This is a genomic window from Streptomyces sp. BV286, assembly GCF_019090165.1.
Taxonomy (GTDB): Bacteria; Actinomycetota; Actinomycetes; order Streptomycetales; family Streptomycetaceae; genus Streptomyces.
The window spans coordinates 151,505-166,949 of the sequence record NZ_JAHRIB010000141.1 but is presented as its reverse complement, the minus strand read 5'-3'; the positions used below and the strand labels follow the sequence as shown (position 1 = coordinate 166,949).

The 15,445-nt window shown below is 73.7% G+C and carries 3 protein-coding genes; 2 read left to right on the top strand and 1 reads right to left on the bottom strand.

Annotated elements, in window-relative coordinates:
* The first annotated feature begins 127 nt into the window (after positions 1-127).
* On the top strand, positions 128-697 hold the full coding sequence (locus KUF83_RS20495; RefSeq protein ID WP_217456187.1) for a TetR/AcrR family transcriptional regulator: 570 nt from the start codon (positions 128-130) through the stop codon (positions 695-697).
* Positions 698-797: 100 nt separating this feature from the next.
* Positions 798-1,973, top strand: coding sequence for a GDSL-type esterase/lipase family protein (locus KUF83_RS20490; RefSeq protein WP_217456186.1), 1,176 nt, complete (start codon positions 798-800; stop codon positions 1,971-1,973).
* A 143-nt stretch (positions 1,974-2,116) separates the two neighbouring features.
* Here the strand turns inward: KUF83_RS20490 and KUF83_RS42035 are convergent, their stop codons facing one another.
* On the bottom strand, positions 2,117-15,229 hold the full coding sequence (locus KUF83_RS42035) for a non-ribosomal peptide synthetase/type I polyketide synthase (RefSeq protein ID WP_308403071.1): 13,113 nt from the start codon (positions 15,227-15,229) through the stop codon (positions 2,117-2,119).
* Positions 15,230-15,445: the final 216 nt, after the last annotated feature.

Here is a 15,445-nt window from a genome sequence, read left to right as displayed (position 1 = left end):
CCTTCCGGCGGTCCCTCCCGACCGGACCACGGGCCCGCCCTCCACCCACCCCTCCTCCAGAACGCGCTCATTTGCCTAAAGGGTTTAGGCAAATGCATAATCCAGTCTGGCGAACGGGAGGAACCTCATGGTCCGGGTGGGACTGACGACGGAGCGTCTGGTGCGGGCCGGTGCGGAGCTGGCCGACGAGGTCGGCTTCGACCAGGTCACCGTGTCGGCGCTGGCCAGACAGTTCGACGTCAAGGTCGCGAGTCTCTACTCGCACCTGAAGAACTCCCAGGACCTCAGGACCCGGATCGCGCTGCTCGCCCTGGAGGAACTCGCCGACCGGGGCGCGGCCGCACTGGCCGGACGGGCCGGCAAGGACGCCCTCACCGCCCTGGCGAACGTCTACCGCGACTACGCCGTCGAACACCCCGGCCGCTACGCCGCCGCCCAGCTCAGGCTCACCCCCGAGGCGGCGGCCGCCGGCGCCGGGAGCAGGCACGCCCAGATGACACGGGCCATCCTGCGCGGATACGACCTCACGGAACCGGACCAGACGCACGCGGTCCGCCTGCTGGGCAGCGTCTTCCACGGCTACGTCAGCCTGGAACTCGGCGGAGGGTTCAGCCACAGCGCCCCCGACTCGCAGGAGACCTGGTCCCGGATCATGGACGCACTCGACGCCCTCCTGCGGAACTGGCCCGCCCCCTGACCAGGCCGCTCACCGGCCGGACCCCACACCGGCGCACCCGTCGGGGCACGCTCCCGCGTCGTCGAACCACCCGGACACACCGACTCGACAGGTCGAGGCCATGCACACCAAGGACAACTGGATCACCACGCCCGTCACCGCCGCCCTCCTGCGCGGCGCCCTCGACGTGGAGCACACCGAGCACGGCGTACTGCCGCACCGGCTGCCCGCCTGGGCCCGCGCTCAGAACACCGACGGACAGCTGGCCATGGCCGAGTCCCAGCCGTCGGGCGTACGGCTGGTCTTCCGCACCCGGGCCACCGTCATCGAACTGGACACCCTGCCCACCAAGCGGGTCTACGTGGGCGCCCCGCCCCGCCCCGACGGGCTGTACGACCTGCTCGTCGACGGCCGGCCCGCCGGACAGGACAGTGTGCGGGCCGGCAACACCCTGACCATCGACATGACCACCGGAAGCACCGAACGCCGCTCCGGGCCCGTCGGCACACTCCGATTCACCGGTCTGCCCGACCGCGGCAAGGACGTCGAGATCTGGCTGCCGCACAACGAGACCACCGAGCTCGTCGCCCTGCGCACCGACGCTCCCGTCGAGCCGGCCCCGGACTCGGACCGCAGGGTGTGGCTGCACCACGGCAGTTCGATCAGCCACGGCTCCGACGCCGCCGGCCCCACCGCCATCTGGCCCGCCGTCGCCGCTCTGCTCGCAGACGTGGAGCTGATCAACCTGGGCCTCGGCGGCAGCGCCCTGCTCGATCCGTTCACCGCCCGCACGCTGCGGGACACCCCCGCCGACCTGATCAGCATCAAGATCGGCATCAACCTGGTCAACCTCGACGTGATGCGCCTGCGTGCCTTCACTCCGGCCGTGCACGGCTTCCTCGACACCATCCGCGAAGGTCATCCCGACACCCCACTGCTGGTCGTCTCACCGATCCTGTGTCCCATGCACGAGGACACTCCGGGCCCCAGCGCCCCGGACCTGTCCAACGGGCACCTGCGGTTCGCGGCCATGGGCGATCCCGCGGAGAAGGCGAGCGGGAAGCTGACGCTGCGTGTCATCCGGGACGAGCTGGCCCGGATCGTGGCCCAGCGAGCGGAGGAGGACCCGAACCTGCACCACCTCGACGGACTCCGTCTCTACGGTGAGGCCGACGCCGCCGAGCTGCCGCTGCCCGACCAGCTCCACCCGGACGCGGCCACCCACCGCCTGATCGGCGAGCACTTCGCCGAGCAGGTCTTCGCCACCGGCGGCGCCTTCACGCCCCGGAGCCGCTGACACGCGAGGGCGGCCCCGGGCCCTGCCGGACCGACGGGCAGCAGCCGGCCCGAAGCATCCGGCGGCCCGTCCGGCGCATCCGGCGCATCCGGCGCATCCGGCGGCGTTCCCCGCCGGGCTGCGCCACAGGGGCCTTCACCCCGTCACCGTGGCGGGGGCAGGGCGTCGAGGGCAGCCGCGGTGACGACGTGGTCGAGGAGGTGCAGCGGGGCGGCCCTGACTCCGGCGGCGTCGGCGGCGTCCCAGTGGGCGAAGGCCCGCGGCAGGTCGACCAGGCCGTGGATCAGAGGCAGTTCCACGCGGGGCGGTGACGGCCGGCCGGGGTCGGTGAGATGGGCGTGGAGCAGCGACTCCAGACGACACGAGGCGAGGGTGCCGGGCAACCGTGAGCGGACTGCGTGACCGGCGAGTGCGGCCGCCGGAAGCCCGGCAGGCAGCCGCGTCTCGGTGTGGTCGAGGGCGAGCAGCCCTCCACCGACGACGAGGACGTCCCGCTGCTCCCTCATACGGTCGAGGGCCCGCGAGGTGTCGAAGCAGTGCGGGAACGAGTCGTCGACGACGATCGTGCCGGGCCGCAGCCGGTCGATGTCCAGGTGAGCGGTGGCGCCACTGACCGCGGTGACGATCAGGTCGGCCTCGTACACCTCGACGGGCAGGTCCCGGCCGGACTCGAGAACCTCCGTCCGCGTCCCGGGGCATTCGGCGGACAGGTCACCGGCGAGAGCGTGCAGGCGTGGGCCGCTGCCGGGCAGATCGCACAGGAGCAACCGACCCGGCGGCCGGGGACTGCGGGCCAGAAGCAGCCTCAGCGACGACGTGCCGATGGATCCGCAGCCGATGACCGCCAGGGTGCGTTCGGCCAGGTCGCGGCCGGTCGCGGCGAGGGCGGCATGGACGGTCTTGACGACGGCGACGGTGGTCGCCGCGTGCCCGGTGGTGATCGCCGTCGGTGAGGCGGGGCTCTCCCGCAGGACGTCGTAGCCGTAGCCCGTCAGGGACGGGATCATGCCGGCGAGCGAGACGCATCGCGCCCCGAGCGACGCGGCGTGCTCGACGGCGCGTGCGGTCCTGACGGACAGGTCACCGGCGGCGGCGAGTTCGTCGGCGAACAGCGGGAGCGAGACGAACCCGGACCTGCCGAGAGGAGTGTCCGTCTCCTCCAGAAGTGTGGCCTTGCCGTCGGGAAAGAGCAGGGCGCGTATCTCCTCCCGCACCGGTGTCTCGTGGCGGGGCAGGCCGGCGAAGGCGGCGAGCTGGTGCGGTGCCGGCAGATACCCCACAAGAGCGGCGTCGAGACCGGTGCCGGAGGCGCTCCGGGCCGAGCTTCCGCGACCCGGATCCGCATGCCTGGTCCGGCCGCCCGTGGGCCGCGGTGTGCCGTAAGCCGACTCCGACGACGAGGTGCGCGCGGTCTCGGGCGGCGCGGCCCCGGGTGGTGCGGTCCGCACCGCGTCCGCCAGTTGTCGGCTCATCTCCGCCGCGAATCGCGCGAGTTCGTCGTCCGCGAGGGCGGCCGCCGAGGCCCGGGCGGTGACCCGCAGTCCATCGCCGTCCGCGGCCGGACGCACCGAGAGGAACACGTCGGTGCCCACCGGCGGCGGGGCGAGCGCGGTGTCGGCGTCGTCCGTGCGCAGGACGAGGGTGCCGTCGGGAGGCGCTCCCAGCGAGGTGAAGTCGAGGAAGGTGAAGAAGAACTGGCCGGTACGAGGCAGTCCCTGGGCCGAGCGCAGGTCCATGGGCCCGGCGGTCCGGGCCGCGACCGTCTCGTCGGCGATCCGCCGCAGGTCCTCGCCGAAGGCGGGCGAGCGCGACTCGTCCGGCAGGGCCGGGCGCACCTCCACCGCCTCCGCGAACGGGCCGAACACGCGGTGCGCGTCTCGCATGCCGTCCTCCCGCCCTGTGACGGCAAGCCCGAGCACCAGGTCGCGGCGGCCGGTGAGTTCCGTCAGCGCCCGGTAGTACGCGGTCAGCAGCGGCGCGTACAGCGTGCAGCCTGCTTCCGACGCGAGTCGGCGCAGCGCCCGGGTCTGCCCGGCGCCGAGGGTGAGACTCGTGGTGCGGAACTCGCTCGGCGCGCCTGCACGGTCGACCCCGGTCGAGCGCAACACCGGCGCTGGGTACGGGACTTGGTGGCGGGTTCGGTACCGCTCCGTGTACGAGTCGGTGGCGGGAGGCAGCCCGGCGCGGAGGGCCACGTGGTCCTGGAAGGTGGAATGCAGGGGAGCCAGCCCGTCGGGCAGACCACGGCCGAGACGCTCGTACGCGGTGAGCAGTTCCCGCGCGAACAGGGCCGCGCTGTATCCGTCACCGATGAGGTGGTGGGCGTGCACGAGCAGCACGTGTTCGTCGGTGCCGACGGTGAACAACCGCAGGCGCAACAGCGGCCAGGCCCAGGGCTCGAACCTGCGCCTCGCCTCCTCGGCGACCCGTTGTTCGAGCAGGTCGGGGTCGACCAGCGTCTCCGTCTCGACGGGCAGGCGCAGGGAGTCCGGCAACTCCTGCTGCACGGGCGGGCGGGCACCTGCGGGGAAGACGGTGCGGAGCATGGGGTGACGGGCCAGCAGGACGTCGACAGCCTGCTGGAAGACCTCCCCGCGCACCGGTCCGCGGAGCCGGAAGCGGGCCAGCCAGCCGGACCCCGCCCCGGGTGCGAGTGCTTCGGCGAGGAGGAATCCCCGCTGGGACGGGGTGAGGGGGAAGGGGCCCGACGGCCCTGCAACCTGCTCCGGTCCCGGTCCCGGTCCCGGCTTCGCAACGGCCGAACCGGACTGCACGTCACCGGCGTCGACATCGGCCGCGGCATCGATGGCCGCCGCCAGTGCGCTCACCGTGCGGTGGGTGTAGACGGCGGTCGGCCTTGGCAGGACAGGGAGTTCGGCGCGCAGCCGGGCGAAGAGTTCCAGCACCATGATGGAGTCGCCGCCGAGTGCGAAGAAGTCGTCCTCCGGGAAGACCTCCGGCACGTGCAGGAGTTGGGACCACACGCGCTGCACGACGCACTCGGTGGGAGTCGCGGGCGAGGCCGCGTGATCGGGTCCGTCACCCTCCGAGGTCCGCGCACGGGTCAGGCGTCCGCCCGATGCGGGCTCGTCCTCCCGCGCGAGCCGGTTGCGGTCGATCTTGCCGCTGCCGGTCAGGGGCACCGACGCCACGGGGTGGATCCGGGTGGGCAGCATGTAGGGGGGCAGGACACGGGAGAGGAAGGCACGCACCTCTCGGGGGTCGGCCTCGCCCGCCCCGTGCCGGATCTCGGCGTACGCGACGAGGCGTCCCTCGCGCAGCAGCACGGCAGCACGCGCCACGCCCGGGTGGGTCGACAGAGCGGCCTCGACCTCGCCGAGTTCCACCCGGTGGCCGCGCACCTTGACCTGGTCGTCGAGCCGGCCGAGGAACTCCAGTACGCCGTCGGCCCTACGGCGGACCCGGTCACCGCTGCGGTACCAGCGGCGCCCCTCCCGCTCGGTGAAGGCCGCCGCCGTCAGCTCGGGATCGCCCAGGTAGCCGGGGGTCAAGCCGGTCCCAGAGATCAGTAGTTCACCGGCCACGCCGGGCCCGCACGGGTTCCCGTCCTCGTCGACGACCGTCAGACCGGTCCCCGCCACGGGCAGGCCGATGGGCAGGTGCCGTACGTCGTCCGCCGGGCGGGAGTCGATGATGTGGCAGGTGGCGTTGATGGTCGCTTCGGTGGGTCCGTAGAGGTTGGAGATCCGCAGGCCGGGACCGCCACCACTTCCATCACCAGCACCAGCACCCGCACCCGGGGGAACGGCTTCGAGCAGGTCGAACCAGCGCCGCACATGTTCGGCAGGCAGTGCCTCGCCTCCGACATGGACCCATCGCAGGGCCGACAGGTCCGGGGCACGGCCGTCCTGCCGGGCCCGGTGCTCGGCAGCGGTCAGCAGCCGCTCCCACAGGGTCGGCACCGAGCTCCACACGGTGATCCGGTCCTCCACGAGACGGTCGAGGAGCGCTTCGGGGTCGCGCAGCAGGTCCCGGGTGAGGGTGTGCACGGTGGCACCGACGAGCAGCGGGGCGAGCAACTGGCGTACGGAGGCGTCGAAGCAGACCGAGGCGGTCTGCACGAGCCGGTCCCCCGGGCCGTACCCGAAGGTGTCCACCGACCATGCGAGGTAGTTGGCCATGGACCGGTGGGTGACCGGTACGGCCTTGGGGCGCCCGGTGGAACCCGAGGTGAAGATCACGTAGGCGATGTCGTCGGGGGCGGGCTCCCGGGCCGGTGGCCGCGCCGCCGGCATGGGGCCGCCGGTCTCCACGACTCCAAGTCCAAGTCCCAGTCCGAGTCCGAGTCCAAGTTTGAGTTCAGCTCCCACCCCTCCTCCGCCCAGCTCGGCGGCGGCCGTCCTGTTCGCCTCGTCGAAGACCAGGACGCGCACCCCGGTACGGCTCAGCTGGTCGCGGTGTCGCGCGGCAGGGTGCGTGGCGTCCATGGGCACCCAACCGGCCCCCGAACGCAGGATGCCGACCACGCCCGTGACCGTGTCCGCGCCCGGCTCGATGAGCAGTCCGACCAGGTCCCCGGCCTGGACGCCGTGTGCGCGCAGCCGGTCCGCTAGGGCGGCGGAGGCGTGATCGAGGGCCGCGTACGTGAGCGTGGTCCGGCCGGTGTCGACCGCGACGGCCTCGGGCGTGGCCCGGAACCGGGCGCACAGCTGGTCCACGATCCCGTAGCCCGTCCCCGCGGACGAAGCGCTTTCGGGGCGCGAGGGGAGCGCCCCGTGCGCGGCGTGCTCGGGGGGCGAGGGGAGCGCCGGAGCGGTAGTCCGAAGCGATGCCGTGAACTGTGCCGAGGCGGCGGCACGCAGTTCGCCGACGAACAGGCCCGCCAGCCGTCGCACGGTCTCGGGACGGAACAGAGGCTCCGGGTAGTTCCACGACAGGCGCAGGCTCGCGTCGGCCTCCCAGCACAGGAGCCCGAGCCGGGTCGCGGCGGAGGCGGTCGCCGCCGCGGTCGGCGTCACGGTGACCGGCCGGTCGGAGCCGTGCAGCACGGGGAAGCGGGCGAAGCTGAACCCCGCCTCCGCGGCCGTGCGCGGCACCGGTCCTCCTGCGGGCAGCAGCCGGGCGAAGTCGGGGCTGCTCAAGGTCGAGTGGGCCTCGGCCTCGCGCCAGATCCGCCGCAGCCGCCGGGCCAGTACGGTCACGGGCTCGTCGAGGTCGACGGTGACGAAGACCGGAAGGGTGTCGGCCAGCGGCCCGACCAGACGGTCGATGCCTGCGAGCGGCATCTCACGGCGGGCCCGGGCCACGTTGACGGCGACGGACCGCCGGCCGGTCCATCGAGCCAGGCAACGCCCGTACACCGCCAACAGCAAGTGGAACAGCGAGACGTCGTGCCGGGCCGCGATCTCCCGAAGGGTGGTCGTGAGCGCCTCGTCGACTCCGGTCCGGTGATGGGTGAGCGGCGGGGCGGGCGGCGCCTCCGGGTCGCCGTCGTACGGCAGCGCGGGGGCCGTCGTCGCGGCGGAGTGCCCGGCCAGCCGTTCACGCCAGTAGTCCCGGTCCCGTGCGTACGACGCCGATCCCCGCTCGGCCGCGACGGCTGCCGCGTAGTCGGTGAACTCGGCACGCGGGGAGGGGAGTTCTGGTATCTCCGTGCCCAGGGTGAGTGCGGTGTAGAGCGTCCAGAGGTCCTCGCCCAGCACCTTGAGGCTGTATCCGTCCGCGGCCGAGTGGTGGACGGCCAGCAACAGGTGGGCGAGATCCTGCTTCTCACGCACGAGGACGGCTCGGACCGGGTCTTCCACGGTCAGGTCGAACGGCCGGTTGCACAGGTCCAGTTCCAAGCGGTCGAGGTCCCGGTCCGAGCCCCGACCCGAGCCCTGACCCGAGCCGTGGTCCGAGCCATGGTCCGATCGCCGGTCCAGGTGCTGGTCCCGGGCCGGCGTCGTAGCGCGCCGCAGGTCCCGCACCTCGTACCAACGAGGACCGGTGTCGACGGGCTCGGCGGGGACGACGTACTGGCCGGGCCGTGCGTCGTCCCGGGTGAGGCGCATACGCAGCATGGGGTGGCGGGCCGCGAGGTGAGCGAGTGCCAGGCCGAGTAGTTCGTCGTCGAGGGGCCCGCTGATGGTCTGGCGTACGTAGGCGAAGGCGGTGCTGCCTTCGTGGAGTGTCTCGGTGGTGTGGAAGGCCAACTGGACGGGCGTGAGGGGAATGGTGCGCCCGTCCGCGCCACGGCCCGCGCCCCTGCCTTCCTCGCTGTCGCCACTGTCCTCCGCGTCACTGTCATGTGCCGTGGAAGGCAAGGCAGTTGGCACACTCTTTTCGGTCACCGAAGGCGCGGCGAGGTGTGCGGCGAGTTCGCCGATCGTCCGGTACTCGAAGAGCAGGGTGGCGGGAAGGGACTCCCCGAGCTCCCTCTCCAGACGGCGCGCGAGGTCGACGGCGGTGAGCGAGTCCAACCCGAGCGTGAGGAACTGGTCGTCGTCCCCGATGTCCTCCGGCGCACGATGCACCGCTTCGGCCAGCAGTCGGCGCACCAGGTCCGCGATGTGGGCCGAGTCCGGTCCGGAGGTGCCTGCGGGCGGATGGCCCTGGTGCTCCTGGGTGCCCTTGGGCGGTGCGGGACGTCCAGCGTCCGTCGCGGTGGCCGGTCCGGCCGGGCCGTGGCCTCTGTCGCGGTCAGCTGCCTCCCCCGGGTCGCCGGTACCGGAAGCAGGACGCCCGGTGTCCGTCGCGGCGGCCGGTCCGGCGGGGCCGTGGCCTCTGTCGCTGTCGCTGTCGCGGTCGGCAGCCTCCCCCGGGTCGCCGGTACCGGACGGAGGTGCCTCCGCGCGGCCCGTCACCGTCACCTGGGCCGCGTCTATGCCGACGGCCGTGCGCAGCCCCGCCAGGGCGGCTCGGGCGGACATCGGCGCGAGGCCCTGGGCCCGGAGCCGGGCGAGGGCCCGGGCGCCGCTCGCCAGACCCGTGTCGGCGACCGGGCCGAGGCCGATCGCCTGCCATGGCCTGCCCGCGGCTCGTTCCGCTGCGGCGAAGGCGTCGAGGAAGGCGTTGGCGGCCGCGTAGTCACCGAGCGCTCCGGCCAGGCCGGGCAGCACGGCCGACACCGAGGAGAAGGCGACGCACACAGCAGGCGCGTGGCCGTGCCGGCGCAACGCCTCGGCGAGCAGCACGGTGCCGTCCACCTTCGCGGCGAGGACTCCTCGGACCTCCTCGTCCGACTTGCCCCGCAGGCTGCCTGGAACGGCCGTGCCCGCGGTGTGGAAGACCCCGTCCAAGGGCGGCAGGCCTGCGACCAGGGAGTCGATCGCGGCTTCGTCGGACACGTCGACCGCGTGGTACTGGGCCCGGGCGCCCCGGGCACGCAGTTCCGCGAGCAGGTGCCGGGGCGGCATCGCGGTACGCCCGACGAGGACGAGTTCAGGCGTGCCGCGCTCGGCGAGGTCGAGGGCGAGCGCGGACCCGAGGCCGCCCGCCCCTCCGGTGATGAGATGGGTGCCGTTCGGGGCCAACGCCGTTGTCGCCGTGCCGGTGTCGCTCACGGCGACGGCCGTACGCGTCAGTCGCCGCCCCGCCCGCCACGCGACGGCGCCGCCCTCCCGGGAAGGAATCCGCGCGTACAACTCCCTTTCGACCGCGTCGGCCCGGGAGTCCAGGACGTCCCGCGAGGACAGGTCGACGCTGCGGCAGGACAGCCCCGGATGTTCGTCGGGCAGGGCCAGCGCGAAGCCGTGCAGCAGCGCCTGCGCGGGACGAAGGGTCTCGGGACCGGTCCCGGTGACGTGCACGTCCGCCGTGACGACCAACAGCCGCGCGCAGTCCGGGCCGAGCAGCGGCAGCATCTCGCGCAGCGAGGAGATGGCCGTGCGCGTCGCGGAGCCCGGGGAGCGGGAGTCGCCCGAGAGCCGGGGGTCAGGCCCGTCCACGCCGTCCTCGGCGAGCCACACCACGGCGTGCGGAGTGGCCGAGCGGGGAGTGTCGTGCCGCGTCAGCACCCGCACACCGCGTACGGCGAGCCTGGCGGCGAGGGCACGAGCGAGTTCCGTGTCGGCGCCGGCCAGCCGTACGACTGCGGGGCCCGGCTCGGCGATGAGCGGGGCGTCACGCCAGACGAGTCGCCGCGGCACTGCCGCACCGGACGTGTCCACGGGTACGGCCCCGGACGCGGACACCGGACTGTTGCGGGACTCGGACACCGGACCGATCGGCGACGCCGGCGCATCCACGTGTCCGGGTGCGGCACCAGCCCCAGGCTCCGTACCAACAAGGGAAGCCGGTCCGCCGGCAGGATCCGGCTCGGGCAAAGACTCCGGCACGGCCGACGGGGTCGGCCCGAATTCCAGGTCCGGCACGTGCGGGGAAGCCGATGGACGCGCCTGGCCGGGGCCCGTCACCGCTGCGGTGTCAGGCAGCCGCGGCCAGTGGCGGCTGCGCCGGAAGGGGTACGTGGGCACGGACACCCGCCGCCTGGCCCCGCCTCCCCGCACCTCCCCCTCGCGGACCAGGGAGGATCCTCGCGTCCACAGACGCCCCACGGTCTCCAGCAGGGCTTGCGCCCCGGCTTCCCGGTCGTCCTCGCGGCTCGACGGGCCGAGGGCCGGCAGGACCGCCACGTCACCGGCCGTCGCGCCGTGCGCGAACGCGCCCTCGTCGGGTGCGGCAGCGACCGCGCGGACCGGGCCGCACAGGGTGTCACCCGGTCCGAGTTCGACGAAGGTGTCGAATCCCTCGTCGAGAAGCCGGGCCACGGCGGCGCCGAACCGCACCGTCCGCACGGCGTGTTCGCCCCAGTACCCGGGCGTCAGGTCCGGCCCCCACCGTCCGGTCACCGTGCTCAGCATGGGCAGGTCCGCCGGGTGGACCGTGAGTGCCTTCGCGGCGTCCCCCAGTGGGCGCAGGACCGGATCGAGCATCGGTGAGTGGAAGGCGTGCGAGACGTGGAGCCGCCGCGCGGCCACACCGCGGGCCGTCAGCTCCGCCACCGCCCGGTCGACGGCGTCCGGTTCACCTGCCAGCACCACTTGAGCGGGGCCGTTGACAGCTGCCACGCACAGCGTCCCGCCGGACGCGGCGACCAGGTCGGCCACCACGTCCTCGGCGCACCGGACGGCCGCCATGGCCCCCGGCGCGGCGAGCCGGCCCACGAGGCGCCCTCGTTCGGCGGCGAACCCGACCGCCTCCGCCAGGGTCAGCGTGCCGGAGACACACGCGGCGGTGATCTCGCCGACGCTGTGTCCCACGACCGCGTCGGCCCGTACGCCCCATGCGGCCAACTGCCAGGCCAGTCCCACTCCGAACGCGACCAGCAAGGGCTGGGCGACCTCCGTCCTGGCCAGCGCGGCGGGATCGGCGGTCTCGTCCAGGCACCATGCGGCCAGGGTGCGTCCGCGGACCGGCCCCGTCAGTGAGGAGGCCTCATCCAGGACCTCGCGGAAGACCGGCGCCGACCGGTACAGGGCCCGTCCCTGGCCGGGCCGCTGGGCTCCCTGTCCCGGCAGCAGGAACACCGTGCGCGGCCGGCGCCGTACCACCGTCTCTCCCTGCTCGCGGGCGGCTTCGAGACGGTTCGCGAGGTCGCCGTCGACGACCAGGGCGAGGCGGTGTCGGCCGTCGTCGCGGGCGGTGTTGACGCCGGCGCAGACATCGCCCTCGTCGAGGTCGGGACGGGCCCGCACATGTGCGGCCAGCTCGGTGGCGGCGCGGATCAGCGCGTCCTCGGTGGATGCCGAAAGCGTCAGGAGGTGCGGGCCCCCGGTCGACATGAGAGGCGTGTCGGCGTTCTCGGTCGTCGTGGCGGCCGGCTTCGACCCGGTGGTACGCGCGGACGGGGCGCCGGGCGCGGTGGCCGGTGCCGTGGACCGGGCGCCGCCTGGCGGCTCCTCCAGGACCGCGTGCGCGTTGGTGCCGCCGAACCCGAAGGCGTTCACACCGGCGACGAGCGGGCCCTTCGGTGCGTGCCATTCCTGGTGTTCGGTGACGAGCCGGAATCCCGGGGCGACGCGCTGGAGGTACGGAGCGGGCGGGCTGCTGTGCGGGGAGGGCGGCAACTGCCGGTGCCCGAGCGCGAGAACGACCTTGAGCAGGGCGGGCATGCCGGCCGCGTTGAGCAGGTGTCCCAGGTTCGCCTTGACCGAGCCCAGCAGGCGCGGGCTCCCGTCGGCGCGAGGGGGGAAGGCGTGCCCGAGTGACTGTGCTTCGACGGGGTCGCCGATCGGGGTGCCCGTCCCGTGCGCTTCGACGTAGGACACGGCGGATTCGTCGACACCGCACTCGCGGTAGGCCCGGGCGATGACCTCGCGCTGGCCACGGGGGCTGGGGGCCATCAGGCTCAGGGAGCGGCCGTCGTTGTTCACCGCTGTGCCACGCACGAGAGCGAGCACCGGGTCGTCGGCGCGCCGGGCGTCGTCGAGGCGGGCGAGGACGAGGGCCGCGCCGCCCTCGCCGGGCACGAACCCGTCGGCGTCGGCGCCGAACGCCCGGCACACGCCGGTCGGGGACAGCGCGCCCGTCTGCTCCAGCAGCCGGTGCCCGGTCGGGGTCAGGCCGAGGTTGACGCCACCGACCACGGCGAGGTCGCACTCGCCGACCAACAGGCTGCGTCTGGCCAGGTGCAGGGCGACCAGTGCCGACGAGCACGCGGTGTCGACGGCGAGCGCCGGTCCGTTCAGGTCCAGGATCTGGGAGACGCGGGCGGCGATCAGGTTGGGCAGGTTGCCGGTGAGGGCGGCGGGGTGGCGTGCGAGGTCGCCGTCCGCGGACTCGGTGAGGATCTCGCGGTAGCCGCTCTCGCCGGTGGCGGCGAACACACCGATCCTGCGGTCGGCCCGCCGGGGCCCCGCGTATCCGGCGCGTTCGAGGGCCTCGTGGGCCAGCTCAAGAAAGATCCGCGCCTGGGGGTCGGTCGCGCGTGCTTCCGTGTCGTCCATGCCGAAGAACTCGGCGTCGAAGGCGCCCGGGTCCGCCAGGTAGGAGCCGTGGCGGGTGCGCTCCCCGGGGGCGCCCGCCACTCGGTCCTCGCCCGTCCGTCGGTCCTCGGGGGCGGGGCCGACCGTGTCGCCTCCGGCGGCGAGGAGCTCCCAGAACGCTTCGGGCGTCTCGGCCCCGGGGAAGCGGCAGGCGGTCGCGAGGACGGCGACGGCCGCTGGGGCTTCGGTGGTCCGGTTCGTGCCGGGGGCCGTACCTGCGTGCGGTGGGGGTCCGCCGGCCTCGCCCGGGAGCGGGACGTCGGGAGCGTCGCCGACGAGACGCGTCGGCTCCGCACTTCGGCCGTCCGGGCCGAGGGCGTCCCACGGCCCATCGGAACGGCGGTCCTCTTCTTTCTCCGCTCCCCCGCCCGTGGGCAGGCTGAGGATGTGTCCCGTCAGCGCCGCCACGGTGTCGTGGTCCCGCAGGTCGCGGGGTTCGAGGGTGATGCCGAAGGTGTCCTCCAGTCGGGCGAGCACCGTCATGGCCTTGAGCGAGGAACCGCCGAGGTCGAAGAACCGTTCGTGCGGGCCGATCTCGGCTTCGGAACGGTCCAGGACGCCGGCCCAGACACCGAGGACCGACCGCTGAACGTCTCGTGCCGTGCGGGGTGTCGTGGTCGGCCCGTGTGCCGGACGCGCCTCGTGCGCGAGGCGGTCCGGCGTACCGCCGTCGGCGGCCGGGCCGGTACGGGCCGTGGGCGCGGCGCCGGCCACACGCGCCTCGACAGCGGCGTAGGCACCGGCTTCGAACCGGGTGCGCAGTACGCCGCGGCGCAGCTTGCCGCTGGTCGTGCGGGGAAACGCCCCGGGCGGCAGGGGCAGTATGCGCACGTCGTCGTGACCGAGTGCCTCCCGTACGCGGAAGGCCGCGGCCCGCAGCACGGGGGCCGCGGTCGCCATCGGCGGTCGAGCCCACTGCACGAACGCGACGACTCTTTCGCCACCGGTGACCGGGTCGGTGGACCCGATGACCGCGACGGTGCCTCCGGGCAGTCCCGGGGTGGCGGCGACGGTCTCCTCCAGGTCCGGTGCGTGGAACGTGCGTCCGTTGACGAAGACCACGTCCTTGTGGCGGCCTGTCACGCACAGCCGCCCGTCGGCGAGGAAGCCGAGGTCTCCCGTACGGAGCCGGCCGTCGGCGAACGTGGCCGCGCTCGCCTCGGGCGCCCGGTGGTATCCGCGCCCCAACTGGGGCCCGCTCACCTCGACATGACCGACGCACCGGTCTGCGAGGGTTCTGCCGGAGCTGTCGGTGACGCGTATCTCGCATCCTTCGACGGGGTGACCCAGGTCCATCAACTCCACCGCGTGCGGGCCGGGTTCGGTGGCGACCGCCCGGCCGCGGCCGAGAGCGGCCCGGTCCAGCACGTGCGGTGCCGCGATCTCCCCCAGCGGCGGTACGGTCACCGCGAGCGTGGCCTCGGCCAGCCCGTACACCGGCAGTGGGGCCCGCGCGTCCAGCCCCGCCGACGCCGTCAGCCCGGCGAACTCCCGCCACACCCGCGGGGCGATCGGCTCGGCGCCGACAAGCATCACCCGTACGCAGCCGAGGTCGAGCCCGGCCAGGGCGGTCGGGGGTACTCGTCGCACCACGAGGGCGAGGGCGAAGTTCGCGGCCGAGAGCACAGTCGCGCGGTGTCGTGCCACGGCCTCGAACCACAGGGCCGGGCGTTTGGCGAAGGACAGCGGTTCCAGTCGCACCTGCTTCAGGCGCGTGGCCATGGGCACCAGATGGGTGCCGATCAGGCCCATGTCGTGGAAGTACGGCATCCAGCCCGCGAGCACGTCGTCCGAGGTCAGCGCTGCGGCAGCCTGGATCTGACGGAGATTGGCGAGGATGCCCGCGTGGGTGAGTTCCACGCCTTTGGGGGTTCCGGTGCTGCCCGAGGAGAACTGCAGGAACGCGATGTCCTGCGGTGCGGGCCGGGGCAGCCGCGAAGGTGCGTGGCCTTCCCGGAGTGCGTCGAGTGTCACGGTGCGTATCTCGCCGTGGACGGCGGTGACCAGCGGCTCGGTGCGCTCGTCGACCACGACGGGCGGCCTGCCGAGGAGTTCCCACACCGCCTCCACCCGGCGTGCGTCGGGGGCGAGCGGCACCGGTGTGAGGCCCGCCGCCAGCGCGCCCCAGAACATCGGCTGGAAGTCCTCGCCCCGGTCGGCGACCAGGGGCACCGGCGTGCCCGGGGCCACGCCGGCGGCGATGAGGCCGCCCGCCACCCGCAGTGCGTCGTCCCGGAGTTCGGCGAAGGTGACGATGTGCTCGCCGCCGTCCCCGCGGACATGGACGATGGTCTGACCCGGTGCCTCCTGTGCTGCCTTCAGCAGCACGTCGAGAAGCGTCTCTTCACCGTTCGGACCCCCGCCTGACCTGATCACTCGCGCACCCTAACAAGATCGTCCCTCCGCGAAGGGGCAAGCCGGGACGCCGCGATGGCCCCGCGCGCGCCTGCCTCCGGCCCGGCTCGTCACGGTGACGGCACTCGGATCCGGTGGCACGGCAGAGAGGACGACCGCAAGGCCCTCGCGCGTTCCATCAGGTGAAGG